This is a genomic window from Thauera sp. 2A1 (assembly GCF_009469595.2).
In the GTDB taxonomy this organism is placed as follows: domain Bacteria; phylum Pseudomonadota; class Gammaproteobacteria; order Burkholderiales; family Rhodocyclaceae; genus Thauera.
In genome coordinates this window covers 61,990-86,366 of sequence record NZ_SSXV01000002.1, presented here as the reverse complement: position 1 = coordinate 86,366, position 24,377 = coordinate 61,990, and the positions used below count along the sequence as shown (strand labels likewise).

General features: G+C 68.0%; 24 protein-coding genes and 1 other RNA gene. 8 read left to right on the top strand and 17 right to left on the bottom strand.

All coding sequences use genetic code 11. The features are described from left to right. Positions 1-27 precede the first annotated feature (27 nt). The 16 genes from GH664_RS02470 to rsmI form a co-directional block, all read right to left on the bottom strand. Positions 28-939 (bottom strand): D-alanine--D-alanine ligase, encoded by a 912-nt coding sequence (locus tag GH664_RS02470; RefSeq protein ID WP_153166569.1) that lies wholly within the window; start codon positions 937-939, stop codon positions 28-30. Continuing rightward, entirely contained in the window at positions 936-2,351 is a 1,416-nt protein-coding gene (gene murC / locus GH664_RS02465) for a UDP-N-acetylmuramate--L-alanine ligase (protein WP_153166568.1), read from the bottom strand. The genes GH664_RS02470 and murC overlap by 4 nt, the downstream gene beginning before the upstream one ends. Beyond that, positions 2,348-3,418 (bottom strand): undecaprenyldiphospho-muramoylpentapeptide beta-N-acetylglucosaminyltransferase, encoded by a 1,071-nt coding sequence (gene murG, locus GH664_RS02460; protein WP_153166567.1) that lies wholly within the window; start codon positions 3,416-3,418, stop codon positions 2,348-2,350. Before murG ends, murC begins: the two co-directional genes overlap by 4 nt. Continuing rightward, entirely contained in the window at positions 3,415-4,617 is a 1,203-nt protein-coding gene (gene ftsW / locus GH664_RS02455; protein WP_228111366.1) for a putative lipid II flippase FtsW, read from the bottom strand. Before ftsW ends, murG begins: the two co-directional genes overlap by 4 nt. A gap of 56 nt (positions 4,618-4,673) precedes the next feature. Beyond that, positions 4,674-6,074 (bottom strand): UDP-N-acetylmuramoyl-L-alanine--D-glutamate ligase, encoded by a 1,401-nt coding sequence (gene murD, locus GH664_RS02450; protein ID WP_153166566.1) that lies wholly within the window; start codon positions 6,072-6,074, stop codon positions 4,674-4,676. Then, a complete protein-coding gene (gene mraY / locus GH664_RS02445; protein WP_153166565.1) occupies positions 6,071-7,159 on the bottom strand; it encodes a phospho-N-acetylmuramoyl-pentapeptide-transferase in 1,089 nt (362 codons plus the stop codon). The genes murD and mraY overlap by 4 nt, the downstream gene beginning before the upstream one ends. 1 nt (position 7,160) lies before the next feature. After that, positions 7,161-8,585, bottom strand: a complete 1,425-nt coding sequence (gene murF, locus GH664_RS02440; protein WP_153166564.1) for a UDP-N-acetylmuramoyl-tripeptide--D-alanyl-D-alanine ligase — start codon at positions 8,583-8,585, stop codon at positions 7,161-7,163. Next, positions 8,582-10,081, bottom strand: a complete 1,500-nt coding sequence (locus tag GH664_RS02435) for a UDP-N-acetylmuramoyl-L-alanyl-D-glutamate--2,6-diaminopimelate ligase (protein ID WP_153166758.1) — start codon at positions 10,079-10,081, stop codon at positions 8,582-8,584. Before GH664_RS02435 ends, murF begins: the two co-directional genes overlap by 4 nt. Beyond that, positions 10,081-11,838 carry a penicillin-binding protein 2 gene (locus GH664_RS02430; protein WP_153166757.1) on the bottom strand — a complete coding sequence of 586 codons (1,758 nt, stop codon included), beginning with the start codon at positions 11,836-11,838 and terminating at the stop codon, positions 10,081-10,083. The genes GH664_RS02435 and GH664_RS02430 overlap by 1 nt, the downstream gene beginning before the upstream one ends. Then, on the bottom strand, positions 11,838-12,101 hold the full coding sequence (ftsL, locus tag GH664_RS02425; protein ID WP_153166563.1) for a cell division protein FtsL: 264 nt from the start codon (positions 12,099-12,101) through the stop codon (positions 11,838-11,840). The genes GH664_RS02430 and ftsL overlap by 1 nt, the downstream gene beginning before the upstream one ends. Further along, a complete protein-coding gene (rsmH, locus tag GH664_RS02420; protein WP_153166562.1) occupies positions 12,098-13,036 on the bottom strand; it encodes a 16S rRNA (cytosine(1402)-N(4))-methyltransferase RsmH in 939 nt (312 codons plus the stop codon). Before rsmH ends, ftsL begins: the two co-directional genes overlap by 4 nt. Beyond that, positions 13,033-13,476, bottom strand: a complete 444-nt coding sequence (gene mraZ / locus GH664_RS02415) for a division/cell wall cluster transcriptional repressor MraZ (protein ID WP_153166561.1) — start codon at positions 13,474-13,476, stop codon at positions 13,033-13,035. Before mraZ ends, rsmH begins: the two co-directional genes overlap by 4 nt. Positions 13,477-13,862: 386 nt before the next feature. Then, positions 13,863-14,246, bottom strand: an RNA gene (gene rnpB, locus GH664_RS02410) — RNase P RNA component class A. Between the two features lie 32 nt (positions 14,247-14,278). Continuing rightward, the gene (locus GH664_RS02405; protein WP_228111348.1) at positions 14,279-14,716 is read right to left on the bottom strand and encodes a hypothetical protein; all 438 of its coding nucleotides are present in this window, start codon (positions 14,714-14,716) and stop codon (positions 14,279-14,281) included. A 29-nt stretch (positions 14,717-14,745) separates the two neighbouring features. Continuing rightward, positions 14,746-15,780 carry a dihydroorotase gene (gene pyrC, locus GH664_RS02400; protein WP_153166560.1) on the bottom strand — a complete coding sequence of 345 codons (1,035 nt, stop codon included), beginning with the start codon at positions 15,778-15,780 and terminating at the stop codon, positions 14,746-14,748. Positions 15,781-15,860: 80 nt separating this feature from the next. Further along, positions 15,861-16,751 (bottom strand): 16S rRNA (cytidine(1402)-2'-O)-methyltransferase, encoded by an 891-nt coding sequence (gene rsmI / locus GH664_RS02395; RefSeq protein WP_153166559.1) that lies wholly within the window; start codon positions 16,749-16,751, stop codon positions 15,861-15,863. 45 nt (positions 16,752-16,796) lie between these two features. Between rsmI and GH664_RS02390 the strand changes: the two genes are divergently transcribed. From GH664_RS02390 to GH664_RS02380, 3 genes are read left to right on the top strand one after another with little or no spacing between them, the layout of a single operon-like run. Continuing rightward, positions 16,797-17,252 (top strand): YraN family protein, encoded by a 456-nt coding sequence (locus GH664_RS02390; protein ID WP_153166558.1) that lies wholly within the window; start codon positions 16,797-16,799, stop codon positions 17,250-17,252. Between the two features lie 45 nt (positions 17,253-17,297). Further along, on the top strand, positions 17,298-17,891 hold the full coding sequence (locus GH664_RS02385) for a phosphoheptose isomerase (RefSeq protein ID WP_153166755.1): 594 nt from the start codon (positions 17,298-17,300) through the stop codon (positions 17,889-17,891). Next, the gene (locus tag GH664_RS02380) at positions 17,891-18,541 is read left to right on the top strand and encodes a BON domain-containing protein (protein ID WP_153166557.1); all 651 of its coding nucleotides are present in this window, start codon (positions 17,891-17,893) and stop codon (positions 18,539-18,541) included. Before GH664_RS02385 ends, GH664_RS02380 begins: the two co-directional genes overlap by 1 nt. A gap of 60 nt (positions 18,542-18,601) precedes the next feature. Here GH664_RS02380 and mpl read toward each other — a convergent pair whose 3' ends face one another. Then, the gene (gene mpl / locus GH664_RS02375) at positions 18,602-19,957 is read right to left on the bottom strand and encodes a UDP-N-acetylmuramate:L-alanyl-gamma-D-glutamyl-meso-diaminopimelate ligase (RefSeq protein ID WP_153166556.1); all 1,356 of its coding nucleotides are present in this window, start codon (positions 19,955-19,957) and stop codon (positions 18,602-18,604) included. A gap of 175 nt (positions 19,958-20,132) precedes the next feature. Here mpl and GH664_RS02370 point away from each other — a divergent pair, with 175 nt between their 5' ends. The 5 genes from GH664_RS02370 to prmA all read left to right on the top strand — a co-directional run bounded on the left by GH664_RS02370 (position 20,133) and on the right by prmA (position 24,374). Continuing rightward, the gene (locus tag GH664_RS02370) at positions 20,133-20,753 is read left to right on the top strand and encodes a hypothetical protein (RefSeq protein ID WP_153166555.1); all 621 of its coding nucleotides are present in this window, start codon (positions 20,133-20,135) and stop codon (positions 20,751-20,753) included. Beyond that, the gene (locus tag GH664_RS02365) at positions 20,750-21,298 is read left to right on the top strand and encodes a TlpA disulfide reductase family protein (protein ID WP_153166554.1); all 549 of its coding nucleotides are present in this window, start codon (positions 20,750-20,752) and stop codon (positions 21,296-21,298) included. Before GH664_RS02370 ends, GH664_RS02365 begins: the two co-directional genes overlap by 4 nt. Before the next feature lie 335 nt (positions 21,299-21,633). Next, entirely contained in the window at positions 21,634-22,098 is a 465-nt protein-coding gene (gene accB / locus GH664_RS02360; protein WP_153166553.1) for an acetyl-CoA carboxylase biotin carboxyl carrier protein, read from the top strand. Between the two features lie 7 nt (positions 22,099-22,105). Further along, entirely contained in the window at positions 22,106-23,464 is a 1,359-nt protein-coding gene (accC, locus tag GH664_RS02355) for an acetyl-CoA carboxylase biotin carboxylase subunit (protein WP_153166552.1), read from the top strand. 10 nt (positions 23,465-23,474) lie between these two features. After that, a complete protein-coding gene (prmA, locus tag GH664_RS02350) occupies positions 23,475-24,374 on the top strand; it encodes a 50S ribosomal protein L11 methyltransferase (RefSeq protein ID WP_153166551.1) in 900 nt (299 codons plus the stop codon). Positions 24,375-24,377: the final 3 nt, after the last annotated feature.

The following is a 24,377-nucleotide window of genomic DNA, read 5'->3' as shown; positions in this document are numbered from 1 at the left end:
ACGGGACCGGCGAGGTGGGCGCGCAGTTCAGCCAAGGCGGGCCCCCTCCAGGATCTTCAGGCACAGCGCCTCGAAACCGAGGCCGGCCACCCGGGCCGACATCGGCACCAGGGAATGCGCCGTCATGCCTGGCGCGGTGTTCATTTCGAGCAGGTAGGGGCGACCGTCCTCGGTCAGGATCAGGTCGGCGCGCCCCCAGCCACGGCAACCGAGCATGCGCGCGCACTTCATCACCAGCGCCTGCAGCGCCGCCTCCTGCTCCGCGGGCAGCCCACTCGGGCAGTCGTAGCGCGTGTCGTCAGTGAAATACTTGTTCTGGTAGTCGTAGTTGCCCCCCGGCGCGACGATGCGCACCAGCGGCAGTGCCCGGTCTTCCAGGAATGGGGCCGTCAGTTCGGCGCCGGCGATGAATTCCTCGGCGATCACCAGGCTGTCGTAGCGCGCCGCCAGCTCCCAGGCGGCCTTCAACTGCCCGGCCTCGGTCACCTTGGTGGCGCCCATGCTCGAGCCCTCGTGCACCGGCTTGACGAAGATCGGCAAACCCAGGTCGCGCGCGACCGCATGCCAGTCGCTGTCGGCGTCGAGGATCGCGTAGCGCGGCGTCGGCAGGCCCGCGGCCAGCCACACCATCTTGGTGCGCCACTTGTCCATCGACAGCGCCGACGCCATCACGCCGCTGCCGGTGTAGGGAATGCCCATCAGCTCGAGCGCCCCCTGCACCGTGCCGTCCTCGCCGCCACGGCCGTGCAGGGCGATGAAGACGCGGTCGTAGCCGTCTTCCTTGAGGACGTGCAGGTCGCGCTCGGCCGGATCGAAGGCATGCGCATCGACCCCTACGCCCTGCAGCGCGGCCAGCACCGCGCGCCCGGACATCAGCGACACCTCGCGCTCGGCGGAATTGCCGCCGAACAGAACCGCAACCTTGCCGAACCGCTTCACGCCTGCTCCTCGTAGTTGGCGAGCTTGCCCGGCACCGCGCCGACGCTGCCCGCACCCATGGTGATCACCACATCGCCGTCGCGCGCCGCCGACAGGATGGCCGCCGGCATGCCGGCAATGTCCTCTACGAACACCGGCTCGACCTTGCCTGCCACCCGCAGCGCACGGGCCAGGGCGCGACCGTCGGCGGCAACGATCGGTGCCTCACCTGCCGCATAGACTTCGGCCAGCAACAGCGCATCAACCGTCGACAGCACCTTGACGAAGTCGTCGAAACAGTCACGTGTGCGCGTGTAGCGATGCGGCTGGAAGGCCAGCAGGAGGCGTCGACCGGGAAATGCGCCGCGCGCGGCGGCCAGCGTTGCCGCCATCTCGACCGGGTGATGGCCGTAATCGTCGATCAGAGTGAAGCTGCCGGCGGACTGGCCGTCCTGATCCTGCAGCGGCACTTCGCCATAGCGCTGGAAGCGCCGGCCAACGCCGCGGAACTCCGCCAGCGCCTTGATGATCGCCGCATCGGGCACCTGCACCTCGGTGGCGACGGCAATCGCCGCCAGTGCGTTGAGCACGTTGTGCATGCCCGGCAGGTTCAGCTCGATCGGCAGGCGCGTGGTCGTGCCGTTGACCCGCACCGCATCGAACAACATGCGACCGCCCTCGGCGCGGATGTTCTCGGCACGGATGTTGGCCGTGTCGGACAGGCCGTAGCGCACGATCTGCTTCGACACCAGCGGCATGATGGAGCGCACGTGCGGATCGTCCTCGCACAGCACCGCGACACCATAGAAGGGCAGCCGCTGCAGGAAATCGATGAAGGCCTGCTTGAGCCGCGCGAAATCATGGCCGTACGTGTCCATGTGGTCGGCGTCGATGTTGGTGACGACCGAGATCACCGGGCTGAGCATCAGGAAGGACGCGTCGGACTCGTCCGCCTCCGCCACCAGGAAATCGCCCTTGCCCAGATGCGCATTGGCACCGGCGGCGTTGAGGCGCCCACCGATGACGAAAGTCGGATCCATGCCACCCTCGGCGAGGATGCTGGCCACCAGCGAGGTCGTCGTGGTCTTGCCGTGCGTGCCGGCGATCGCGACGCCGCTCTTGAGGCGCATCAGCTCGGCGAGCATCTGCGCTCGCGGCACCACCGGAATGTGCTTCGCACGCGCCGCCACCACCTCCGGGTTGTCGTTCTTCACCGCGGTGGACACGACGAGGGCGTCGGCGCCGGCGATGTTGGCCGCGTCGTGCCCCTGCATCACGCAGGCGCCCATCGCGCGCAGGCGGCGCGTCGTGGCGGTGTCGCCCAGGTCCGAACCGCTGACGACGTAACCCTGGTTCACCAGCACCTCGGCGATGCCGCTCATGCCGGAGCCGCCGATGCCGACGAAATGGATGTGTTTGACCTTGTGCTTCATGAAGTGGCTCCAACGGCCAGTTCCTCGCAGACGCGCGCGACCGCCTCGGTGGCGCGCAGCCTGGCCTGCGCGCGGGCGTTGTCGGCCATCTGCAGCAAGCGCTGACGGTCGGTGCTGGCGAGGATGCCGGCCAGTCGTTCGGCAGTGAGTTCGTTCTGCGGCAACAGCCAGGCTGCGCCCCTGTCGGCCAGGAAGCGTGCGTTGCCGGTCTGGTGATCATCCACCGCATGCGGGAAGGGCACGAGCAGGCTGGCCGCACCGACGGCCGCCAGCTCCGCCACGGTGAGCGCGCCGGCGCGGCAGATCACCAGATCCGCCACGGCGTAGGCGCTCGCCATGTCGTCGATGAAGGGGCGCAGCTCGCCCTGCACGCCGGCAGCCGCATAGGCGGCGCGCAAGGCCTCGAGCTGCCTCTCGCCCGCCTGATGCACCACCGTAGGCCGCGCTGCGGCCGGCAGGCGGGCGAGCGCCTGCGGCACGGTTTCATTGAGCACCGCGGCGCCCAGGCTGCCGCCGACCACCAGCAGGCGCAGCGGGCCGCTGCGGCCGGCGAAGCGCTCCGCCGGCGAAGCGACCGCAGCGATCTCGTCGCGCACCGGATTACCAACCCAGTTCGCGCCCTTCAAGACCGACGGAAAACCCGACAGCACGCGGTCGGCCACGCCGGCGAGCACGCGGTTGGCCAGCCCCGCCACCGAATTCTGCTCGTGCAGCACCAAAGGCCGCCCGAGCAGCGCCGCCATCATGCCGCCGGGAAAGGTGATGTAGCCGCCCATGCCGAGCACCACGTCGGGGCGCACACGGCGCAGTTCGCGCAGCGCCTGCGCGAAACCCGACAACAGGTTGAGCGGCAGCATCAGCTTGCGCAGCAAGCCCTTGCCGCGCAGTGCGCCGAAGCGCACCCAGGCGGTGTCGTAGCCGCGCTGCGGCACGATGCGCGCCTCCATGCCGTCCGGATTGCCCATCCAGACGATGCGCCAGCCCTTCGCGCGCAGGGTTTCCGCCACCGCCACGCCCGGAAAGATGTGCCCGCCGGTTCCGCCGGCCATCACCATCAACGTCCTCATGGCGTCGCCCCGCGCTTGAGCTGCCGCACTTCCCAGTCCACGCGCAGCAGGATGGCGAGCGCCACGCAGTTGGCCACCACGCCCGAGCCGCCGAAGCTCATCAACGGCAGGGTCAGGCCCTTGGTGGGCAGCAACCCCATGTTCACACCCATGTTGATGAAGGACTGCACGCCGAACCAGAGCCCGATGCCCTGCGCAACGAGGCCGGAGAAGTAGCGCTCGAGCTTGATCGCCTCGCGCCCGATGACGAAGGCGCGCTGCACCAGCAGCGCGAACAGCGCGACCACCACCGCGACGCCGACGAGGCCGAGTTCCTCGGCGATCACCGCGAGCAGGAAGTCGGTGTGCGCCTCGGGCAGGTAGAAGAGCTTCTCGACGCTGGCGCCCAGGCCGACGCCGAACCATTCGCCACGGCCGAAGGCGATCAGCGCATGCGACAACTGGTAACCCTTGCCGAAGGCGTCCTGCCACGGATCCATGAAGCCGAACAGCCGGTCGCGGCGATAGGGCGACGTCCAGATCAGGATGATGAAGCCGATCACCGCGACCACGGCCAGCAGCGCGAACACGCGTACGTTCACGCCGCCGAGGAACAGCACGCCGAAAGCGATCGTCGTGATGACCACGAAGGCGCCGAAATCCGGCTCGCGCAGCAACAGGAAGCCGACGAACAGGATCACCGCCATCATCGGCAGGAAACCGTGGCGGAAACTGCCCATCACATCGAGCTTGCGCACCGTGTAGTCGGCCGCGTAGAGCGCGGCGAAAATCTTCATCAGCTCGGAGGGCTGCAGGTTGATCGGGCCGAAGCCGAGCCAGCGCTGGGCGCCGTTGACTTCGCGCCCCAGGCCGGGAATCAGCACGACGATGAGCAGCACCACGCCTGACACGAACAGGGCTGGTGCCAGCCGCTGCCACTGCGTCATCGGCAACTGGAAGGCTGCGAGCCCGGCGACGATGCCTATCCCCACGAAGACGGTGTGACGGACCAGGAAGTAATACTGCTGATAGCCGGTGAAGCGGCTTCCTTCCGCCGTGGCGATGGAGGCGGAATACACCATGACGAGGCCAAGCAGCAGCAGCCCGAGCGCCGACCAGATCAGCAGCGGGTCCAGCTCGTGCGCCGGTCCGGTAGGCCGCGCCAGACGGCCGGTGCTGCGCGACGCTTCGCTCGACTTCGGACGACGCCGGAAAGGCATCAGCCCGGCCATGAAGGCCCCGATCCGGGAAGGCGAACGTTGGGCGGCACCCGTATTCATCGCGGACTCACTTCCGGCAGGCGGCGTACCGCGGTGATGAACACCTCGGCGCGGTGGGCGTAGTTGCGGAACATGTCCAGGCTGGCGCAGGCAGGCGACAGCAGCACGACATCACCGGGCTGCGCCAGCGCATTGGCGCGTTCGACGGCGCGGTCGAGGTCGGCGGCGTGCTCCAGCGACACGCCACAGCCATCGATCGCCGCCTCGATGCGTGCCGCGTCACGCCCGATCAGCACCACCGCGCGCGCATGACGCGCAAGCGCGTCGGCGAGCGGCGAGAAGTCCTGACCCTTGCCGTCGCCACCGGCAATCAGCACGACCGGACTCGACAGGCCATCGAGGGCAGCGACGGTGGCGCCGACATTGGTGCCCTTGGAGTCGTCGTAGTAACGCACGCCGTCCGCCCGCTCGGCCACCAGTTCGACCCGGTGCGGCAGGCCGCGGAAGGCCTTCAGGCCGTCGACCAGCGTCTGCGGCGCGATGCCCAGCCCGCCCTCGCACAGCGCCAGCGCGGCCAGCGCATTCGCCGCGTTGTGACGGCCCGCGAGCGGCAGCTCGTCGAACGCCAGCAGTGGTACGCGACCACGCGCCAGCCAGGTGCTGCCATCGGACTCGAGCAGGCCGTAGTCGTCATCGGTCGCCGCCGGCCCGGTGCCGAAGCGGATCGTGCGCCGCCCGGGCAGCGCCATGGACTCGACGCGAGCATCGTCACGATTGAGCACCTGCGCGCCCTGCCCCTGGAAGATCGCCGCCTTGGTCGCAGCGTAGGCGTCGACATCGGCGTAGCGATCGAGGTGGTCGTCGGTGACGTTGAGCACGGCGGCGGCATCGGCATCGAGCCCCGTCATGGTCTCGATCTGGAAGCTGGACAACTCCAGCACCCAGCACTGCGGCAGGTGCAGCCCCAGCTCCAGGCGCTCCATCAGCACGTCCAGCACCGCCGGGCTGATGTTGCCGGCGGCGACGGCATCCAGCCCGGCCACCTGCGCCAGCGCGGCGGTGAGCGCCGTGGTGGTGGTCTTGCCGTTGGTGCCGGTGATGGCGAGGATGCGGGTCTGGCCACGCACGCCCAGTTCGTCCAGCGCCTTCGCGAACAGGCTCATCTCGCCGGTGACCGGCAGGCCGCGGCGACGCGCCTCGGCCACGACGCCGACGCGCGGGTCGAGACCGGGGCTGACGGCGACGACATCGACGCCGTCGAGCACCTCGGCGCCGAAGGCGCCGGTGATGATCTCGGCCAGCGGCGCATCCTCGCGCAGCGCCTCGACCCCCGGCGGCTGCGCGCGGCTGTCGGCGACGCGCACGCGCGCGCCCCGCAGCGCGCACCAGCGCGCCATCGCCAGCCCCGATTCGCCGAGCCCCAGCACCAGGACGTGTTTTCCGGTCAATGCACTCATCGCAGTTTCAGCGTCGACAGGCCGAACAGCACCAGCATGATGGTGATGATCCAGAAGCGGACCACCACCTGCGTTTCCTTCCAGCCGCTCAGCTCGTAATGGTGGTGCAGCGGCGCCATGCGGAAGATGCGCTTGCCGCCGCTGGCCTTGAAGTAGAGCACCTGCACCATCACCGACAGCGTCTCGGCGACGAACAGGCCGCCCATGATGAAAAGCACGATCTCCTGGCGCACGACCACCGCGATCGTGCCGAGCGCGGCACCGAGCGCGAGCGCGCCGACGTCGCCCATGAAGACTTCGGCCGGATACGCGTTGAACCACAGGAAGCCCAGGCCCGCACCGCAGATCGCACCGCAGAACACCGCCAGCTCGCCGGCGCCAGGGACGTAGGGCACCCCGAGATATTTCGAGAAACCCGCGTGGCCTGCGACGTAGGCAAAGATGGCCAGCGCACCGGCGACCATCACCGTCGGCATGATCGCCAGGCCATCGAGGCCGTCGGTCAGGTTCACGGCGTGGCTGGTGCCGTTGATCACGAAGTAGGTAAGCGCGATGAAGCCGAGCACACCCAGGGGATAGGCCACCGCCTTGAAGAAGGGCACGATCAGCTCGGTCTGGGCCGGCGTGGCGGCGGTGAGGCCGAGGAACATTGCTGCGGCGAGCGCGATGACCGAGGTCCACAGATACTTCCAGCGGCTGGCAAGCCCCTTCGGATCGCGATGCACGACCTTGCGCCAGTCGTCGACCCAGCCCACCGCGCCGAACCCGAGCGTGACCAACAGGGTCACCCACACGTAGCTGTTCTTCAGGTCGCCCCACAGCAGCACGGTGATGCCGATCGCGATGAGGATCAAGGCGCCGCCCATCGTCGGAGTGCCCGCCTTGGTCAGGTGCGACTTGGGTCCGTCATCGCGCACTGCCTGGCCGATCTTCTTCGCGGTGAGCCAGCGGATCACGCCCGGGCCGGCGACGAGCGAGATCGCCAGCGCGGTGAGCGCGGCGAGCACCGTCCTCAGCGTGATGTAGCCGATGACGTTGAAACTGCGGATATCCTGGCCAAGCCAGAGGGCGAGTTCGAGCAGCATGTTACGAGCCGGTAGGTTTCACGGGGGGCGAATTGTGCACTGCCGCAAGCGCGTCCGCCACCCTTTCCATCCGCATGAAGCGGGACCCTTTCACCAGCACCACGCTATCCGCATCCAGCCGCCGGGCCAGCGACGCCACCAATGCCTCGACCGACGAAAAATGGTGGCCGCCCTCGCCGAAATTTCGCGCCGCCACTGCGCTCATGTCGCCCAGCGCGTACAGGCCGTCTATCCCTTTGCTCTTGGCGTAGCCGCCGATCTCGTCGTGCAGTTGCGCACTCGCATCGCCGATCTCGCCCATGTCGCCGAGCACCAGCCAGGTGTGTCCCGGCATGGCAGCCAGCACATCGATGCCGGCGCGCACCGAGTCGGGGTTGGCGTTGTAGCTGTCGTCGAGCACCACCGCACCGTGCAGCCCGGCGCGGCGTTGCAGGCGACCGCGGGTGCCGGTGAAGCCGGCCAGGCCGTCGGCCACCGCGTCGAGCGACACTCCGGCGGCCAGGCAGGCGGTAGCGGCACCGACCGCATTGCGAACGTTGTGCATGCCCGGCACCTGCAGGTCGAACCCGAGCCGACCCTGCGGCGTCTCGAGTTCGATGCGGGCACCGAAGCCGCGCAGGGTACACTCGGCGCGCACGTCGGCGGGCTTGTCGATACCGAATGTCACAATCGCGCGGCCCGCGTTCAGCGCACGCCAGTAGTCGGCATAGGCCTCGTCGGCATTGACGATGGCCACACCACCCGCGCCCAGTCCGTCGTAGATTGCCCCCTTCTCGCGCGCGACCTCATCCAGCGAGCCGACGCCTTCCAGGTGCGCGCGCTGGGCGTTGTTGACGATCGCTACCGTCGGGCGTGCCAGCCGCGTCAGGTAAGCGATCTCGCCAGGATGGTTCATGCCCATCTCGATCACCGCCGCGCGGTGAAATTCGCGCAACTTCAGCAAGGTGAGAGGCAGGCCGATGTCGTTGTTGAGATTGCCTTGCGTCGCCAGCACCGCCTCCTCGCCGGAGCCCTCGCGCTGCGCCTGGGCACGCAGGATGGCGGCGCACATTTCCTTCACGGTGGTCTTGCCGTTGCTGCCGGTGACGCCGATCAGCGGGACGGCGAAACGCGCGCGCCAGGCGGCGGCCAAGGTGCCGAGCGCAAGCCGCGTGTCATCGACGACGACGAGCGGCAGCGCCGCCTCGGCCTGCAGGTTGAGCTGCGCATTTGCCCAGCGGGTATCGACCATCGCCGCCGCGGCGCCGGCGGCGGCAGCGGCGGCAAGGAATTCGTGGCCGTCGAAGCGCTCGCCGCGCAGCGCAACGAACAACTGCCCGGGGGCGAGCGCGCGGCTGTCGCTGGTCACGGAATCGAAGTGCGCCTTGCCGACTGCACGCGCACCGTGCGCCGCGAGCGCCCGCAGGGCGTCGTCGAGCATCATCATTGGCCGCCCCTCCGCTCATGCCAAAGTTTCAACGCCTCGCGGGCCTGCTCGACGTCGGAAAACGGCAGGCGGACACCGAGGATTTCCTGATAAGGCTCATGTCCCTTCCCGGCGATGACGACGACGTCGTCGCAGCCCGCCTCAACCACGCTGCGGCGGATCGCTTCGGCACGGTCGATCACGCATTCGGCTTGCGGACCAGCACCGGCGGCCACCGCCTCGATGATGCGCAGCGGATCCTCGGTGCGCGGATTGTCGCTGGTCACGACCACGCGGTCGGCGAGCTGGCGCGCCAGCTCGCCCATGATCGGGCGCTTGCCCGGGTCGCGATCACCACCGCAGCCGAACACGCACACCAAGCGGCCGCGCCGCGTGCGCACCGTGTCGCGCACGGCCTCGAGCACCTTGGCGAGGGCATCGGGCGTGTGCGCGTAGTCGACGACGATGAGCGGCTCGCCCACGCCGCCGACGAGTTGCATGCGGCCCTCGGGCGGGGTGAGCTGCGAGACCCGCGGCAGGATGTCGTCGAGCGCCACGTCGCGGGCCAGCAGCGCGCCGATCACCGCAAGCAGGTTGGACACATTGAACGGGGCCACCATGCGCACGGCGACCTCACTGCGCCTGCCATCCCACAGCAGGCTGAACTGCAGGCCGGTCGAGGTGATGCGCAGATGCTCGGCGACCAGCATGCGCACCCCCGGGATGACCGCCGCCTGGCCGGCAGCCAGCGTGTAGCCGATCACCTCCGCGCCCGCCGCAGCGAGCATGCGCGCCTGCATCAAGCCGAAGGCATCGTCCACGTTGATGACGCTGCTGCGCACGCCTGGCAGGGTGAAGAGGCGGGCCTTGGCCGCCGCATAGGCGTCCATGGTGCCGTGGTAGTCGAGGTGGTCGCGGCTGAGGTTGGTGAAGATCGCCACCTCCACCTTCGCCCCGTTGAGCCGCCCCTGATCGAGCCCGATCGACGACACTTCCATCGCCGCGGCGCCGGCGCCCGCGGCCACGAACGACGCCAGCGTGGCGTGCAGTTCGAGGGCATCGGGCGTGGTGTTCAGGCTTGCGGAAAGATTGTCGGGGAAGCCGCTGCCCAACGTGCCGATCACGCCGCAGCGCGTACCGAGGCGTTCGAGCATGCGCGCAAGCCACTGGCTGACGGTCGTCTTGCCGTTGGTGCCGGTGACGCCGGCAAGCCACAGTCGTTCCGACGGGCGTCCATGGATTTCATGGGCGAGGAAACCCGCAGCATCGCGCAGGCCTTGCACCGGCACCGAGGGCACCGGCAACCCCTCGGCGCGAAAACCATCGCTGCTTTCCCACAGCACCGCTGCCGCACCGCGTTCGATTGCGGCGCCGATGAACTGCCTGCCGTCCGTCCGGTAACCCGGCCAGGCGGCGAAGATGTCGCCCGCGCCGATCTTGCGCGAGTCCGCGGTGATGCCCCGCGGGCGCACGCCAGCGGCCGCAAGTTGCGCGAGGACGGGTGCCACCGGCGCGATCACATGTTCTCCCGCACCTGCTGCGCCGCATCACCCGGCTTGCGCGCAAGTTGAAGCGTCGTCCGCGGCGCGTCGGGCGCCACACCCATCGTGCGCAGCGAACCTTCCACGATGCGCGCAAACACCGGCGCCGCCACCGTGCCGCCGTAATACTGGCCGGCACTCGGCTCGTCGATCATCACACCGACGACCAGCCGCGGATTCGACACCGGCGCGAAGCCGACATAGGAGGCCACGTACTTCTTCACGTAGCGGCCACCCTCGAGCTTGATCGCAGTGCCGGTCTTGCCCGCGACCCGGTAACCGGCGACCTGCGCCTGTGGCGCCGTGCCGCCCGGGGCCGAGGCCATCTCGAGCATCGCGCGCATCTCGCGCGCCGTCTCCGGCGAATAGATGCGCCGGCCGGCCGCAGGAGGACCTTCCAGTTTGGTCAGCGACAGCGGAACGATCTCGCCATCGCGCGCGAATGCAAGGTAGCCGCGCACCATCTGGATCAGGCTGACCGAGATCCCGTGCCCGTAGGACATGGTCGCCTGCTCGATCGGCCGCCAAGTCTTGGCCGGACGCAGACGGCCACTGGCTTCGCCGGGGAAACCCATGTTCAGCGGCGTGCCGAAACCGACCTGATCGAACAGCTTCCACATCTCTTCGGGGCTGAACTGCAGGGCGATTTTCGCCGTACCAATGTTCGACGACTTCTGGATGACTTCGGTGACGGTCAGCACGCCATGCCGGTGCGCGTCGGAAATCGTCGCCGTGCCGATGGTCATGCGCCCGCCGCTGGTGTCGATGGGCGTATTGGGCTTCACCTTGCCACGGTCGAGCGCCATGCTCACGATGAAGGGCTTCATGATCGAGCCCGGTTCATAAGTGTCGGTGAACACGCGGTTGCGCAGTTGCTCGCCGGTCAGGTCTGCGCGGTTGTTGGGGTTGTAGGTGGGTGCATTCGCCAGCGCGAGGACTTCGCCGGTGCGCGCATCGAGCACCACCGCCGCACCTGCCTTGGCCTTGTGCGTGGTCATCGCATCACGCAGCGCCGACCATGCGACATACTGGATCTTGCTGTCCATCGACAGCGTGACGTCCTCGCCGTCGCGCGGGGCACGAATGGCCTCCAGGTCCTCGACAACCTGGCCGCGCCTGTCCTTGATCACGCGGCGAGCCCCCGGCCGCCCGGCAAGCTGCTTCTCGAATGTGAGCTCGATGCCCTCCTGGCCCTTGTCCTCCACGTTGGTGAAACCAAGCATGTGGGCGGTGACGTCGCCAGAGGGGTAGTAGCGGCGGTATTCCTGCTGCTGATGGATGCCGGGCAGCTTGAGATCGACGATACGCTGCGCCACCTCGGGCGAGAGCTGGCGCTTCAGGTACACGAAGTCGCGCGCGGTGCCGAGCTTGTCGTTGAGTTCGCGGACGTTCATCTCCAGCAGGGCGGCCAGCTTGCGGGCGTCGGCCGGCTCCAGCTTCGCATCGGAAGGGATGGCCCAGATCGAGCGCACCGGCGCGCTCACCGCTAGGATGTCGCCGTTCCGGTCGGTGATGCGGCCACGCGTCGCCGGCACCTCGAGGATGCGCGCGTAGCGCGATTCGCCCTTGGCCTGCAGGAAGTCGTGATTCACCCCCTGCAGGTAGAAAGCCCGTCCGGCCAGCGTCACCGAACCGGCGAGCAGGGCGAACAGCACGAAGCGCGGCCTCCACATGGGAAGGTCGCGCTTGAGCAAGGGGTTGTGGTTGAAGGTGACGGTACGCTGGCTTTTCATCATTGCGGCTCCACCGTGATGACCTGCGCGGGGGCCGGCGGGCGCATGCCAAGTTTTTCACGTGCGAGCTTTTCGACCCGCGCATGGGTTGCCCAGGTGCTCTGTTCCAGTTGCAGTTGACCCCACTCGACCTCGAGGCCGTGGGCACGGTTCTGTTCGCGCTCGAGCTGCACGAAGAGCTTGCGCGCCTGATGCTGCGACGCGACCACGCCCAGCCCGCTGGCCACCGCAAGCGCAACGAGGACGGCATCGAGGCGGATCACGCGCTCACCCCGCTGCGTTCGGCGACCCGCATCACCGCGCTGCGCGCGCGCGGATTGCCCGCCACCTCGTCGGCACCCGGCCGCTGCGCCTTACCCACCAGCGCAAGGCGCGGCGGCGGCAGATCGGCGGCGCGAACCGGCAGGCGCGCCGGCAGCGCGGGAGGGCGCGACTCATCGCGCATGAAACGCTTCACGATGCGGTCTTCGAGAGAATGGAAACTGATCACCACCAGCCGGCCGCCCGCACGCAGGCGCGCGACGCAGGCCGGCAGCACGCGCGTCAGCTCTTCAAGCTCCTGATTGATGAAAATCCGTAGAGCCTGGAAGGAGCGTGTCGCCGGGTGCTGCCCCGGCTCGCGTGTACGGACCGCTTTTTCCACGATCGCGGCAAGCTGTCCAGTGGTTGCAACAGCCCCCCCTGTCCGAGCAGTTGCAATCGCCTTTGCAATCGCATGAGCAAACCGTTCTTCCCCATAATCCCTGAGCACCTCCGTGATCTGACCGACGGACGCCTCCGCCAGCCATTGCGCCACGGTCTGACCGCGGCTCGTGTCCATGCGCATGTCCAAAGGCGCATCGAAGCGAAAACTCATGCCGCGTGCGGCATCATCCAACTGGGGCGATGACACCCCCAGGTCCAGCAACACCCCATCCACCTGCGCCACGCCCAGCCGCTCGAGCTCTTCGTCGAGCATGCTGAACGGCTGGTGCACCAGTGTCAGTCGCCGATCGGCGATCGCCTGTCCGACCGCGATTGCCGCCGGATCGCGATCGAATGCGATCAACCGCCCCCCCGCGCCAAGCCGGGCCAACACCGCTCGGCTATGGCCGCCGCGCCCGAAGGTGCCGTCCACGTAGATTCCGTCCGGCCGGATCGCCAGCGCATCGACCGCTTCCGCGAGCAGCACGCTGACGTGCTCATGCGCGCCACTCACAGGGCAAGACTCTCAAATCCGGCCGGCAGGCCTTCGGTCGCCAGCGCCAGCATCTTTTCCTGCTGCTCCTGCCAGCGGGCGTCGGACCACAGCTCGAAATGACTGCCCTGCCCCACCAGCCACACCTGCTTCTCGAGTTGGGCGAACAGCCGCAGCGAGGGCGCGATGAGTACGCGACCCGCCGCATCGAGCGACTCATCCTGTGCAAAACCCACCAGCAGGCGCTTGAGCATCGCCGCATGCGCATCGAAGCTGGGCGCAGCCAGCACCTGATCGCGAATCGGAATCCAGGCCGGGACGGGATAGACGAGGAGGCAGCGATGCGGATGCGCCGTGATCACGACCTGCCCGTCCTGAACCGCGAGCGCGTCCCGATGCTTGGCGGGAATCGCAAGGCGACCCTTCGCATCAAGACTGAGCGCGGCGGCTCCCTGGAACATTGACCCCCCCTCACGGCACTGGCGAAGCGTCCGAATGACACTTTCACCCACTTTTTTCCACTTATTTCCACTTTAGTGCATCGGCCTAGGGCGGTCAAGCGCACGCAACGGGGTTTTTCTTTGATACACAAAGACTTATGAGCGCACGAGCAATCTCGAGAAACCCTGAAAAATCAAGGGCGATAGGGCGAATTGATGAAAAACTGGGCGAACTGGAGGCGCCGCACAGCCGAAGTGGGAAGAAGTGGTGAACGACGCACGAAAAGCGCCGCTGCGAAGCCGCCAGCGGATGGGCGCGACGGTCGCGGGGAGTCCGCGGACACGGGCTCGCCCGGGGGCGAAACACGGCGACACGCAGGCGCACGCCGCGCTGCCGAAAATTGGAGGTGGGAAGTTCGCCGATAAGCCGGGTTCTGTCGAACGGTGCCGGCGCAAGCCGGCCTCGTCGGGCAGTCATTCCTCTGGGCGCCACGTTGCCGTGACGCTCTAGCAGCCTACCCGGGAGCGACGCGAGCCACGTCAATGCTCCCCTATTTGGCCTTGCCCCGGATGGGGTTTACCGTGCCAGTCCTGTTGCCAGTCCTGCGGTGGGCTCTTACCCCACCGTTTCACCCTTGCCTGATCCCTCTTGCGAAGGCCATCGGCGGTCTGCTCTCTGTTGCACTTTCCGTCGCCTCACGGCGCCCGGCCGTTAGCCGGCATCCTGCCCTGTGGGGCCCGGACTTTCCTCCACGCACGACGAGGTGCGCAGCGACTGCCTGGCGAACTTCCCGGCCGGCATTATACGGCGGCCGCCATCGAATCAGCGCGCCGCGTCTGCCTTGACGAAACTCGCCACCCCATCCTTGATCCGGAAACTGCCGACGAGCGGACCGGGAGCCCGGCCGCCAGGCGGATTCCAGTCCTGCACCAGGCAGCGTTCCGTCCCGGCGAGATACCAGCGATCGCCCTGATGCAGCGCCCACAGGCGATCGCCCGCCTCGTACACCTCCATCTCCACCAGCCGCGTCGAGCCCCGATGAATGGCGACCCTGCGCTGGCACTGGGGCAGCCGCGCGACCACGATGTACTGCGCCAGCTCGCCGTCCCACACCCAGGCCTGCTCACGCACCAGGATCAGCGCATGATCCTTGCCTTCGATGGGAAACGCCGTCGCCGAGTTCTCGCAGCCAGCGAGCAAGGGCAGGCAGCCTGCCAGGAGCGCCGCCTTCGCCACACGACCCGCCTTGCGCATCCACATGCTCATCTCCTGCTGCGTGCGGCGGGCGCTCAGACGACCAGCTTCCAGGCCACCGATTCACCCGCGCGCAGCGGCACCAGCGGGTCATCGCCGAGGTAGCCGTACGACGACGGCACTTCCCAGCTCTCGCGCTGCAGCGTGATGGTGTCGGTGTTCGGCGGCAGGCCGTAGAAGGCGGGGCCGTTCAAGCTGGCAAAGGCCTCCAGCCTGTCCAGCGCACCGGCTGCGTCGAACACTTCCGCATACAGCTCGATGCCGGCGTGTGCCGTATAGCATCCTGCACAGCCGCAGGCGGCCTCCTTGGTGCTGCGCGCGTGCGGCGCCGAATCGGTACCGAGGAAGAAGCGCGCATTGCCCGATGTCACCGCCTCGACCAGCGCACGCCGGTGCGTCTCACGCTTGAGCACCGGCAGGCAGTAGTGATGCGGCCGGATGCCACCGGCGAAGATCGCGTTGCGGTTGAGCAGCAGGTGGTGAGCCGTCACCGTGGCTGCCACGTTGGCGCCGGCCGCGCGCACGAACTGCGCGGCTTCGGCGGTGGTGATGTGCTCGAAGACGACACGCAGCTTCGGGAAACGGCGCACCAGCGGCGACAGCACCCGCTCGATGAAGACGTGCTCGCGGTCGAACACGTCCACATCATGGCCGGTCGCCTCGCCATGCACGCACAGCACCATGCCCAGCGCTTCCATGCGCTCGAGCACCGGATAGACCTTGTCGATCGACGTCACGCCGGCATCCGAATTCGTCGTCGCACCGGCCGGATAGAGCTTCACCGCGACGATCTTGCCGCTGGCCTTGGCGCGGTCGATCTCGTCCGGCGGCAGCTTGTCGGTGAGGTAGAGACTCATCAGCGGATCGAAACGACTGCCCGGCACCGCGGCCAGGATGCGCTCGCGATAGGCCAGCGCCTGCTCGGTGGTGGTCACCGGCGGCTTGAGGTTGGGCATGATCAGCGCGCGGCCGAAGCGTGCTGCGGTGTGCGGAACGACTGCGTCGAGGGCGTCGCCGTCGCGCACGTGCAGATGCCAGTCGTCGGGGCGGATGAGGGTGATCGATTGCATGGAGCCTTTCCCGGTTCGCAACGCCGGAATTATAAGGCGCCCGGCCGCCCGCCCGGCACGCCAATTTTCCGCACTCGGCGCTATTCGTCCCGCGCGCCGGCCTCCGCCTTGAGCTGCAATGCACGCGCGTAAAGCGCGTTGCGCGGCGCGCCTGAAATGTCGGCGGCGAGGCGCGCAGCCGTTTTCACCGGCAGTTCCGCGAGCAGCAACGCCAGGATGCGCTCTGCTTCCGCACCCAGCCCCTGCGGGGCAGGCGCGCCACGCACCACCAGCACGAATTCGCCACGGCTGCGGTTCGGGTCGGAGGCAAACCACGCCGCCGCCTCGCCCAATGTCAGGCACGCCGATTCCTCGTGCAGCTTGGTCAGTTCGCGTGCGATGAGGATCTCGCGCGCGCCGCCCAGCACCATCTCCATGTCGGCCACGCATTCGACGACCCGATGCGGCGCCTCGTAGAAGATCAGCACATCGGGGTCGGCTGCCAGGCTTTCGAGTGCCGCGCGGCGCGCCGCGCTCTTCGGCGGCAGGAAGCCCACGAAACGAAATCCCGCCTCGCCGAAGCCCGATACCGACAACGCGGCGATCGCCGCGCACGCGCCCGGCACCGGCACCACCGGATGCCCCGCAGCACGCACGCGCGCCACCGCGCGCGCGCCAGGGTCGGACACCGCCGGCGTGCCGGCATCGGTGATCAGTGCCACATGCTGCCCCTTCTCCAGCAGCTCGATGAGCTGCCCCGCGGCGGCCTGCTCGTTGTGCTCGTGCAGCGCCAACATGCGCGATCGGATGCCGCAGGCATCGAGCAGGCGCTGGCTGTGGCGCGTGTCTTCCGCCGCGATGACATCGACCGCGCGCAGCACCGCCAGCGCACGCAGCGTGATGTCCTGCAGATTTCCGAGCGGCGTGGCCACCACGTACAATGACGGTGTCTTGCCAAGCGGCGCACCGCCGGCGGTCGGAAGTTCGTTCATCGGATCGAATGCACCAGGCGCAAGGACAAATTCAAGGAGGCGACGATGAGCCAGCGCGACACCCGCGCGCCATCACAGGCGCATTCAGGCAGCCGCAAGCCGGCCCACAGCACGCCGCGCATTGTCGACGCGCAGCCGACACCCGCGCAAGCGCGCGGCCAGCTCGCCGAGGAGCTCGCCGCGCGCCATCTCGTCCGCCAGGGCCTGCGCGTCATCGAGCGCAACGTGCGCTGCCGGGGCGGCGAAGTGGACCTGATCTGCGTGGACCGCGACCTGCTCGTGTTCGTCGAGGTGCGCCTGCGCACCAGCAGCCGCTTCGGCGGCGCCGCCGAAAGCATCACCGCCGCCAAGCGCCAGCGCATCCTGCTGGCGGCGCAGTGGTGGCTGTGCGGCGCCGGCCGGCGCTACCGCGCCGCCCCCTGCCGCTTCGACGCGGTATTGCTCGACGGCCTGGACGAACAATGCATCAACTGGTTACCGGGCGCCTTCGATGCCGGCTGAGGGCCCATGCTAGACTTGCCCGTCCTGAAAACAGCCCGCCGCGACATGGATCTGATCGACCGCGTATCCCGCCAGTTCGAGGACAGCGCCCGCACCAAGCTCGACGCCGTGGAACATCTCGCCGCGCCCATCGCGGGCGCTGTCGAGATCATGACCACCGCGCTATTGAACAACGGCAAGATCCTCGCCTGCGGCAACGGCGGCTCGGCAGCCGACGCACAGCACTTCGCCGCGGAGCTGGTGAACCGCTTCGAAATGGAGCGCCCGCCGCTGGCTGCGGTCGCGCTCACCACCGACAGCTCCACGCTGACGTCGATCGCCAACGACTACGACTTCACCCAGGTCTTCTCCAAGCAGGTGCGCGCGCTTGGGCAGCCGGGCGACGTCCTGCTGGCGATCTCCACCAGCGGCAATTCGCCGAATGTCATCGAGGCGATCGTCGCCGCCCACGAGCGGGAAGTGCGCGTCATCGCGCTCACCGGCAAGGGCGGCGGGAAGATTGGCGAGATGCTGGCCGACGGCGACATCCATCTTTGCGTTCCATCCGATCGCACGGCCCGCATCCAGGAGGTTCACCTGCTGGTGCTGCACTGCCTGTGCGACGGCATCGACTGTCTCTTACTGGGAGTGGAAGACTGATGACGAATCGACTGACCCCCTCGTCCGGCGCGCCGCGCCGCCGCCTGCTGCTCGGCCTCGTCGCCGCGGCCGCGATCCCCCTGCTGCAGGGCTGCTTCCCGGTCGTCGCCACCGGCGTCGGTGCGGGAGCCGCCATGGTGGCCGACCGCCGCAGCAGCGGCACCTACGTCGAGGACGAGGCCATCGAATGGAAGTCTGGTGGACGCATCAGCGAGTTCTTCGGCAGCAACACGCACGTCAACGTCACCTCCTTCAACCGCAACGTGCTGCTCACCGGCGAAGTGCCCAACGACAACACCCGCGCCGAAGTGGAGCGCCTGGTTGCCGGCGTGCCGAACGTGAAGGGCATCGTCAATGAGCTCGTCGTCGGCCCCACGTCGGCCCTGACCGCGCGCGGCAACGACACGCTGATCACGTCCAACGTCAAGGCGCGCATGATCGACGCCAACAGCGTTCCGGCCCACAACATCAAGGTGGTGACCGAGGCCAACGTCGTCTATCTGCTGGGCCTGGTCACGCGCACCGAGGCCGACGCCGCCGCGGAAGTGGCGCGCACCAGCCAGGGTGTGCGCAAGGTGGTGCGGGTCTTCGAGTACATCAGCGACGACGAAGCCCGCCGCCTGGACAACCCCACCGGCGCGAAACGCTGACGTCCATGCGGGAGCGGGCCAGACCCGCCCCCGCACAATCGCTGCGGAGCGGCGAAAGGCTCAGTGCGCGCCGGCGCCCAGAGCATCGAGCAGCTTCTGATGCACGCCGCCGAACCCGCCGTTGCTCATCACCAGGATGTGGTCCCCCGGCTGAGCCCTCGCCACGACGTCGGCAACCAGCGCGTCGAGCGCCTCGTAGGCCTGCGCACGATCGCCCAGCGGCGACAGCACCGCCGCCGCATCCCAGCCCAGCCCGCCGGCGTAACAGAACACCGCATCGGCCTGCGCCAGGCTGCCGGGCAATTGCGCCTTCATCACGCCCAGCTTCATCGTGTTGGAGCGCGGCTCCAGCACGGCCAGGATGCGTCCTGAGCTTTCGCGGCGACGCAGGCCGTCGATGGTGAGCGAGATCGCGGTGGGATGGTGGGCGAAGTCGTCATAGACGGTGACGCCACGCACCGTGCCGCGCACTTCCAGGCGTCGCTTGATGCCCTGGAAGCGCGCCAGGCTGGCGATGGCCTGCGCCGGCGTGACGCCCACATGGCGCGCCGCCGCGATCGCCGCCAGCGCGTTCTCGCGGTTGTGGCTGCCCGCCAGCGGCATCGCCGCGCGACCGAGTTCGGCGCCACCCAGGCTGAAGACGGCCTCGGCGTCGGATGCACCAACACCCGCCGTCCACGCCGCATCGTCGTTGAACCACTCGAGTTCCGACCAGCAACCGCGCGCCATCACTCGCTTCAGGCTCTCCTCGCGGGCATTGGCGATGATGCGCCCGGCGCCCGGAATGGTTCGCACCAAGTGATGAAATTGTGTCTCGATCGACGCGAGATCGGCAAAGATGTCCGCATGATCGAACTCGAGGTTGTTCAGGATGGCGGTGCGCGGCCGGTAATGCACGAACTTCGAGCGCTTGTCGCAGAACGCGGTGTCGTACTCGTCCGCCTCGATGACGAAGAACGGCGAATCGGTCAGCCGCGCCGACACGCCGAAGTTCTGCGGCACGCCGCCCACCAGGAAGCCCGGATTCAGCCCAGCATCTTCCAGCATCCAGGCCAGCAGCGAGGTCGTCGTCGTCTTGCCGTGCGTGCCGGCCACCGCCAGCACCCAGCGCCCGGCGAGCACATGCTCGGCCAGCCACTGCGGGCCCGAAACATAGGGCAGGCCGCGATCGAGGATGGCCTCGAGCAGCGGGTTGCCGCGCGACACCGCATTGCCGACCACGAACACGTCGGGTGCCAGGTCGATCTGCGAGGCGTCGTAGCCTTCGCTCAGCGCGATGCCCTGCTCCTCGAGCTGGGTGCTCATCGGCGGATAGACGTTGGCATCGCAGCCGGTGACCTTGTGGCCCGCCGCGCGGGCAAGCAACGCGACACCACCCATGAAGGTGCCGCAGATGCCGAGAATGTGGATATGCATGAAGGTTGTGCTCCGCGAGGCCGTCATCCGATTGCAACCGGCCCGTGTAAAATGGCCCGCATTCTAACCGACGGCGACCGGGCGCCCGCCTGTCCGCGACGTCTGCTCTGCGGAAGAATGGGGTCCGGCCTGCCAATCGTCCCCGTTCCTGCCGCCTCCATTCGAGCCAGCTTCCATGTCCTCCCATGCCCACGCCACACGAAGCGGTAACCTGCGGCGCGAGATCGCCGCGCTCGCGGCACGCATGATGGCCGAAGACGGCATCAGCGACTTCGGCTTCGCCAAACGCAAGGCGGCACGCCAGTTGGGCGCGGTGGACGCCGAAGTGCTGCCCAACAACGCGGAAATCGAAGCCGAGCTGCGCGCCTGGCAGGCGCTCTACCAGGACGAGGAGCAGCCGCAGCGAGTGCGCGAGATGCGCACTGCAGCGGTCGAGATCATGCGTCTGCTGGAGGATTTTCGCCCCTACCTGACCGGCGGCGCGCTGGACGGCACGGCCGGCCGCTATTCCGAACTGGAGATCGAGCTTTACCCGGAGAGCGCCAAGGAGGTCGAGATCTTCTTCCTCAACCAGGACGTCGCCTACGAGCACCGCGAACCGCGTCGCCCGGCACCCGACGCGCCCGAGGCCATCCTCAGCTTCGACTGGGAAGACATCCCGGTGCGCCTGTCGATCTACCCGGCGAGCGCCGAGCGCCGGGGGCGCCGCGGACAGGAACGCGCACGCAGGGCCCAGGTGGAAGCACTGCTGCACCTTGCGCCCGAGGGAGATCAACCGTCCGAGGTACGCGAATGACCCGCAGTGCTCGCATCGCGCTCGTTGCCGCGGTGGCGGCGATCGCCGCCGCGGCCGGCTTCTTCGTCAACCGCCAGATGGCGCCGGCGAACGCCCCGTCCCAGGTCGTCAGCCAGGAAACCGTGGACGCCCTCTTCGCGCTGCGCCTGCCCGACACCGACGGCAAGGAACAAGCCCTCGCGCAATGGCGCGGCAAGGTGGTGGTGGTCAACTTCTGGGCGACATGGTGCCCGCCCTGCCGCAAGGAAATTCCCGACTTCTCCGCCGCCAGCCGCGCGCTCGCCGAGCAGCCGGTCCAGTTCGTCGGCCTCAGCGTTGACGATGCCGACAAGGTGCGGGCTTTCGACCATGAACTCGACATTCCCTACCCGCTGCTGATCGCCTCGCCACAGGTGCTGAGCCTGGCAGCCGGTTTCGGCAACCAGGCCCAGGCGCTGCCCTTCACCGTGATCTTCGACCGCGAAGGAAAGGTCCGCCACGTCAAGCTGGGCACCTTGAAACGCGACGATCTCGAAGGCAGAATCCGCGCACTGCTGGGCTCCTGAGGCAGCTTCGGGGCAAGTGCGAGCGTAGACAAATTGTCGGGAATTGCGGCAAACTTGACTGCATGATGCGTTCAAATCGCTGCCCGCGGCTCGAAATTGACCACGCTCCCAGCCGTCTGACGACGGCCTGCGCGGCGGCTGCGCCACCCTTTCCAGCCGCAGCCGGCAGCCGCGACGTTCCTGAATGCTCCACCCGCGAGCCCGTCATCCCGGCGCGGCCCAGCGGCGCCCCACCCGCATCGGCATTCCATCCTGCGCACTCGCAGGCATAGACAACCATTCACATCCCGGGCAACGACACGCGCAAGCGTCTTGTGCCCGGCACGGAGAACAGCATGGATCTGCGCAAGCTCAAGAAACTGATCGACCTTGTACAGGAGTCGGGGATTTCCGAACTCGAAGTGACCGAAGGCGAGGAGAAGGTCCGTATCGCCAAGCACGCCAGCGGTGCGCCCGTCACGTATGCGGCGCCGATGGCGGCTCCTGCCCCGGCCCCGATGGCGGCCGCCGCTCCCGCAGCGACCGCACCTGCCGCCGCCGAGCCGGCGGAGAACGCGCTGCCGGCCGGCAACATCGTCAAGTCGCCGATGGTCGGCACCTTCTATCGTGCCTCGGCGCCGGGCGCCAAGCCGCTGATCGAACTCAACCAGACGGTATCCGAAGGCGATCGCCTGTGCATCATCGAGGCGATGAAGCTGATGAACGAGATCGAATCCGAATTCAGCGGCACGGTGAAGGCCATCCTGGTCGAGAACGGCCAGCCGGTCGAATACGGCCAGCCGCTGTTCGTGATCGGCTGATCGCGCCATGTTCGAGAAGATCCTCATCGCCAACCGCGGGGAAATCGCCCTGCGCATCCTGCGGGCCTGCCGCGAACTTGGCATCAAGACCGTCGCGGTGCACTCGGAGGCCGACACCGAGGCCAAGTACGTGCGCCTCGCCGACGAATCGGTGTGCATCGGCCCCGCGCCGTCGGGTGCGAGCTACCTCAACGTGCCGGCGATCATCTCCGCCGCCGAAGTCACCGACGCCGAGGCGATCCACCCCGGCTACGGCTTCCTGTCGGAAAACGCCGACTTCGCCGAGCGCGTCGAGCAATCCGGCTTCGTCTTCATCGGGCCGCGTGCCGAAACGATTCGCCTGATGGGCGACAAGGTGTCGGCCAAGGACGCGATGAAGGCGGCCGGGGTGCCCTGCGTCCCCGGTTCGGAAGGCGCCCTGCCCGACGACCCCAAGGAGATCGTGCGCATCGCGCGCGCCATCGGCTATCCGGTGATCATCAAGGCGGCCGGCGGCGGCGGCGGCCGCGGCATGCGCGTGGTGCATACCGAGGCCGCGCTGCTCAACGCGGTGACCACCACCAAGGCCGAAGCCCAGGCAGCGTTCAGCAACCCGACCGTGTACATGGAGAAGTTCCTCGAGAACCCGCGCCACGTCGAGATCCAGGTCCTGGCCGACCAGCACGGCAACGCGGTCTATCTGGGCGAGCGCGACTGCTCCATGCAGCGCCGCCACCAGAAGGTGATCGAGGAAGCGCCTGCACCGGGCATCGAGCGCAAGGTCATTGCCAAGATCGGCGAGCGCTGCGCCGAAGCCTGCCGCACCATCGGCTACCGCGGTGCAGGGACTTTCGAGTTCCTGTTCGAGAATGGCGAGTTCTACTTCATCGAGATGAACACCCGCGTGCAGGTGGAGCACCCGGTGACCGAAATGATCACCGGCGTCGACATCGTGCAGGCGCAGATCCGCATCGCCGATGGCGAGAAGCTCTGGTTCCGCCAGCGCAACGTGGAGTTTCGCGGCCATGCCATCGAGTGCCGCATCAATGCCGAGGATCCGTTCAAGTTCACGCCCTCGCCCGGCCGCATCACCAACTGGCACACGCCCGGCGGCCCCGGTGTGCGGGTCGATTCGCACGTGTATAACGGCTACATGGTTCCGCCGCACTACGATTCGATGATCGGCAAGGTCATCGCCTACGGCGACACCCGCGACCAGGCCATCCGCCGCATGCGCATCGCACTGTCCGAGATGATGGTCGAGGGCATCAAGACGAACATTCCGCTGCACCAGACCTTGATGCTCGACCCCGGCTTCAACGAGGGCGGCACCAGCATCCACTACCTGGAACACAAGCTGGCCAACCGCAACGAAGTCAAGGCCTGAGCCCGCTGCCATGTCAACGTGGATCTCCGTGACGCTGCAGGCCGACGCCGCCAGGGCCGAGGCGCTGTCGGATGCGCTGATGGACATCGGCGCCCTGTCGGTGTCCATCGAGGATGCCGACGCCGGCACCGACGCCGAGAAGCCGCAGTTCGGCGAACCAGGCCACCTGCCGACCTCGCTGTGGGATCACAGCCGCGTGATCGCGCTGTTCGATGGCAACACAGCCAGCGACGAGCTGGCGGCCATGCTTGCCGAAGCCTCGGGCGCCGCCGGCCTGCCCGCCGTTCCGCCGTTCACCACCGAAGAGATCGCCGAGCAGAACTGGGTGCAGCTCACGCAGAGCCAGTTCGACCCCATCCGCATCACCGACCGGCTGTGGATCGTCCCCTCCTGGCATCAGGCGCCGGACCCGCAGGCGATCAACATCGAACTCGACCCGGGCATGGCCTTCGGCACCGGCTCGCACCCCACCACCCGGCTGTGCCTGGAGTGGCTGTGCGATGCAGTCACTCCGGGCTGCAGCGTCCTCGATTACGGCTGCGGCTCGGGCATCCTCGGCATCGCCGCGGGGCTGCTCGGCGCCGGCGACGTGATGGGCATCGACATCGACGAGAAGGCCGTCGAGGCCGCGCGCGACAACGCCGCACGCAATCGCGTGACGATGCGCCTGCAGCATTCCGGCGTTCCGGTGGGCGACACCTTCGACCTGGTGGTGGCCAACATCCTGACGAATCCGCTGTGCGTGCTTGCACCGGCCATCGCCGCGCGCGTCGCCACCGGCGGACGCGTGGCACTCTCCGGCGTACTCGCGACGCAGTCGCAGCAGGTCATCGACGCCTGGGCGCCCTACCTGGCGCTTGAGGTCGGCGCCACGCTGGACGGCTGGGTGCGGCTGGAGGGCCGCCGCTGAGCA

Coding starts and splice junctions, on each gene's coding strand:
- murD (WP_153166566.1), bottom strand. CDS start 6,074: ATGAGTGCATTGACCGGAAAACACGTCCTGGTGCTGGGGCTCGGCGAA.
- GH664_RS02380 (WP_153166557.1), top strand. CDS start 17,891: ATGACGAATCGACTGACCCCCTCGTCCGGCGCGCCGCGCCGCCGCCTG.
- murF (WP_153166564.1), bottom strand. CDS start 8,585: ATGATGATGCTCGACGACGCCCTGCGGGCGCTCGCGGCGCACGGTGCG.
- GH664_RS02390 (WP_153166558.1), top strand. CDS start 16,797: ATGAGCCAGCGCGACACCCGCGCGCCATCACAGGCGCATTCAGGCAGC.
- pyrC (WP_153166560.1), bottom strand. CDS start 15,780: ATGCAATCGATCACCCTCATCCGCCCCGACGACTGGCATCTGCACGTG.
- ftsW (WP_228111366.1), bottom strand. CDS start 4,617: ATGCCTTTCCGGCGTCGTCCGAAGTCGAGCGAAGCGTCGCGCAGCACC.
- mpl (WP_153166556.1), bottom strand. CDS start 19,957: ATGCATATCCACATTCTCGGCATCTGCGGCACCTTCATGGGTGGTGTC.
- murG (WP_153166567.1), bottom strand. CDS start 3,418: ATGAGGACGTTGATGGTGATGGCCGGCGGAACCGGCGGGCACATCTTT.
- prmA (WP_153166551.1), top strand. CDS start 23,475: ATGTCAACGTGGATCTCCGTGACGCTGCAGGCCGACGCCGCCAGGGCC.
- GH664_RS02430 (WP_153166757.1), bottom strand. CDS start 11,838: ATGAAAAGCCAGCGTACCGTCACCTTCAACCACAACCCCTTGCTCAAG.
- murC (WP_153166568.1), bottom strand. CDS start 2,351: ATGAAGCACAAGGTCAAACACATCCATTTCGTCGGCATCGGCGGCTCC.
- accB (WP_153166553.1), top strand. CDS start 21,634: ATGGATCTGCGCAAGCTCAAGAAACTGATCGACCTTGTACAGGAGTCG.
- mraY (WP_153166565.1), bottom strand. CDS start 7,159: ATGCTGCTCGAACTCGCCCTCTGGCTTGGCCAGGATATCCGCAGTTTC.
- GH664_RS02365 (WP_153166554.1), top strand. CDS start 20,750: ATGACCCGCAGTGCTCGCATCGCGCTCGTTGCCGCGGTGGCGGCGATC.
- rsmI (WP_153166559.1), bottom strand. CDS start 16,751: ATGAACGAACTTCCGACCGCCGGCGGTGCGCCGCTTGGCAAGACACCG.
- GH664_RS02405 (WP_228111348.1), bottom strand. CDS start 14,716: ATGTGGATGCGCAAGGCGGGTCGTGTGGCGAAGGCGGCGCTCCTGGCA.
- GH664_RS02385 (WP_153166755.1), top strand. CDS start 17,298: ATGGATCTGATCGACCGCGTATCCCGCCAGTTCGAGGACAGCGCCCGC.
- mraZ (WP_153166561.1), bottom strand. CDS start 13,476: ATGTTCCAGGGAGCCGCCGCGCTCAGTCTTGATGCGAAGGGTCGCCTT.
- accC (WP_153166552.1), top strand. CDS start 22,106: ATGTTCGAGAAGATCCTCATCGCCAACCGCGGGGAAATCGCCCTGCGC.
- GH664_RS02370 (WP_153166555.1), top strand. CDS start 20,133: ATGTCCTCCCATGCCCACGCCACACGAAGCGGTAACCTGCGGCGCGAG.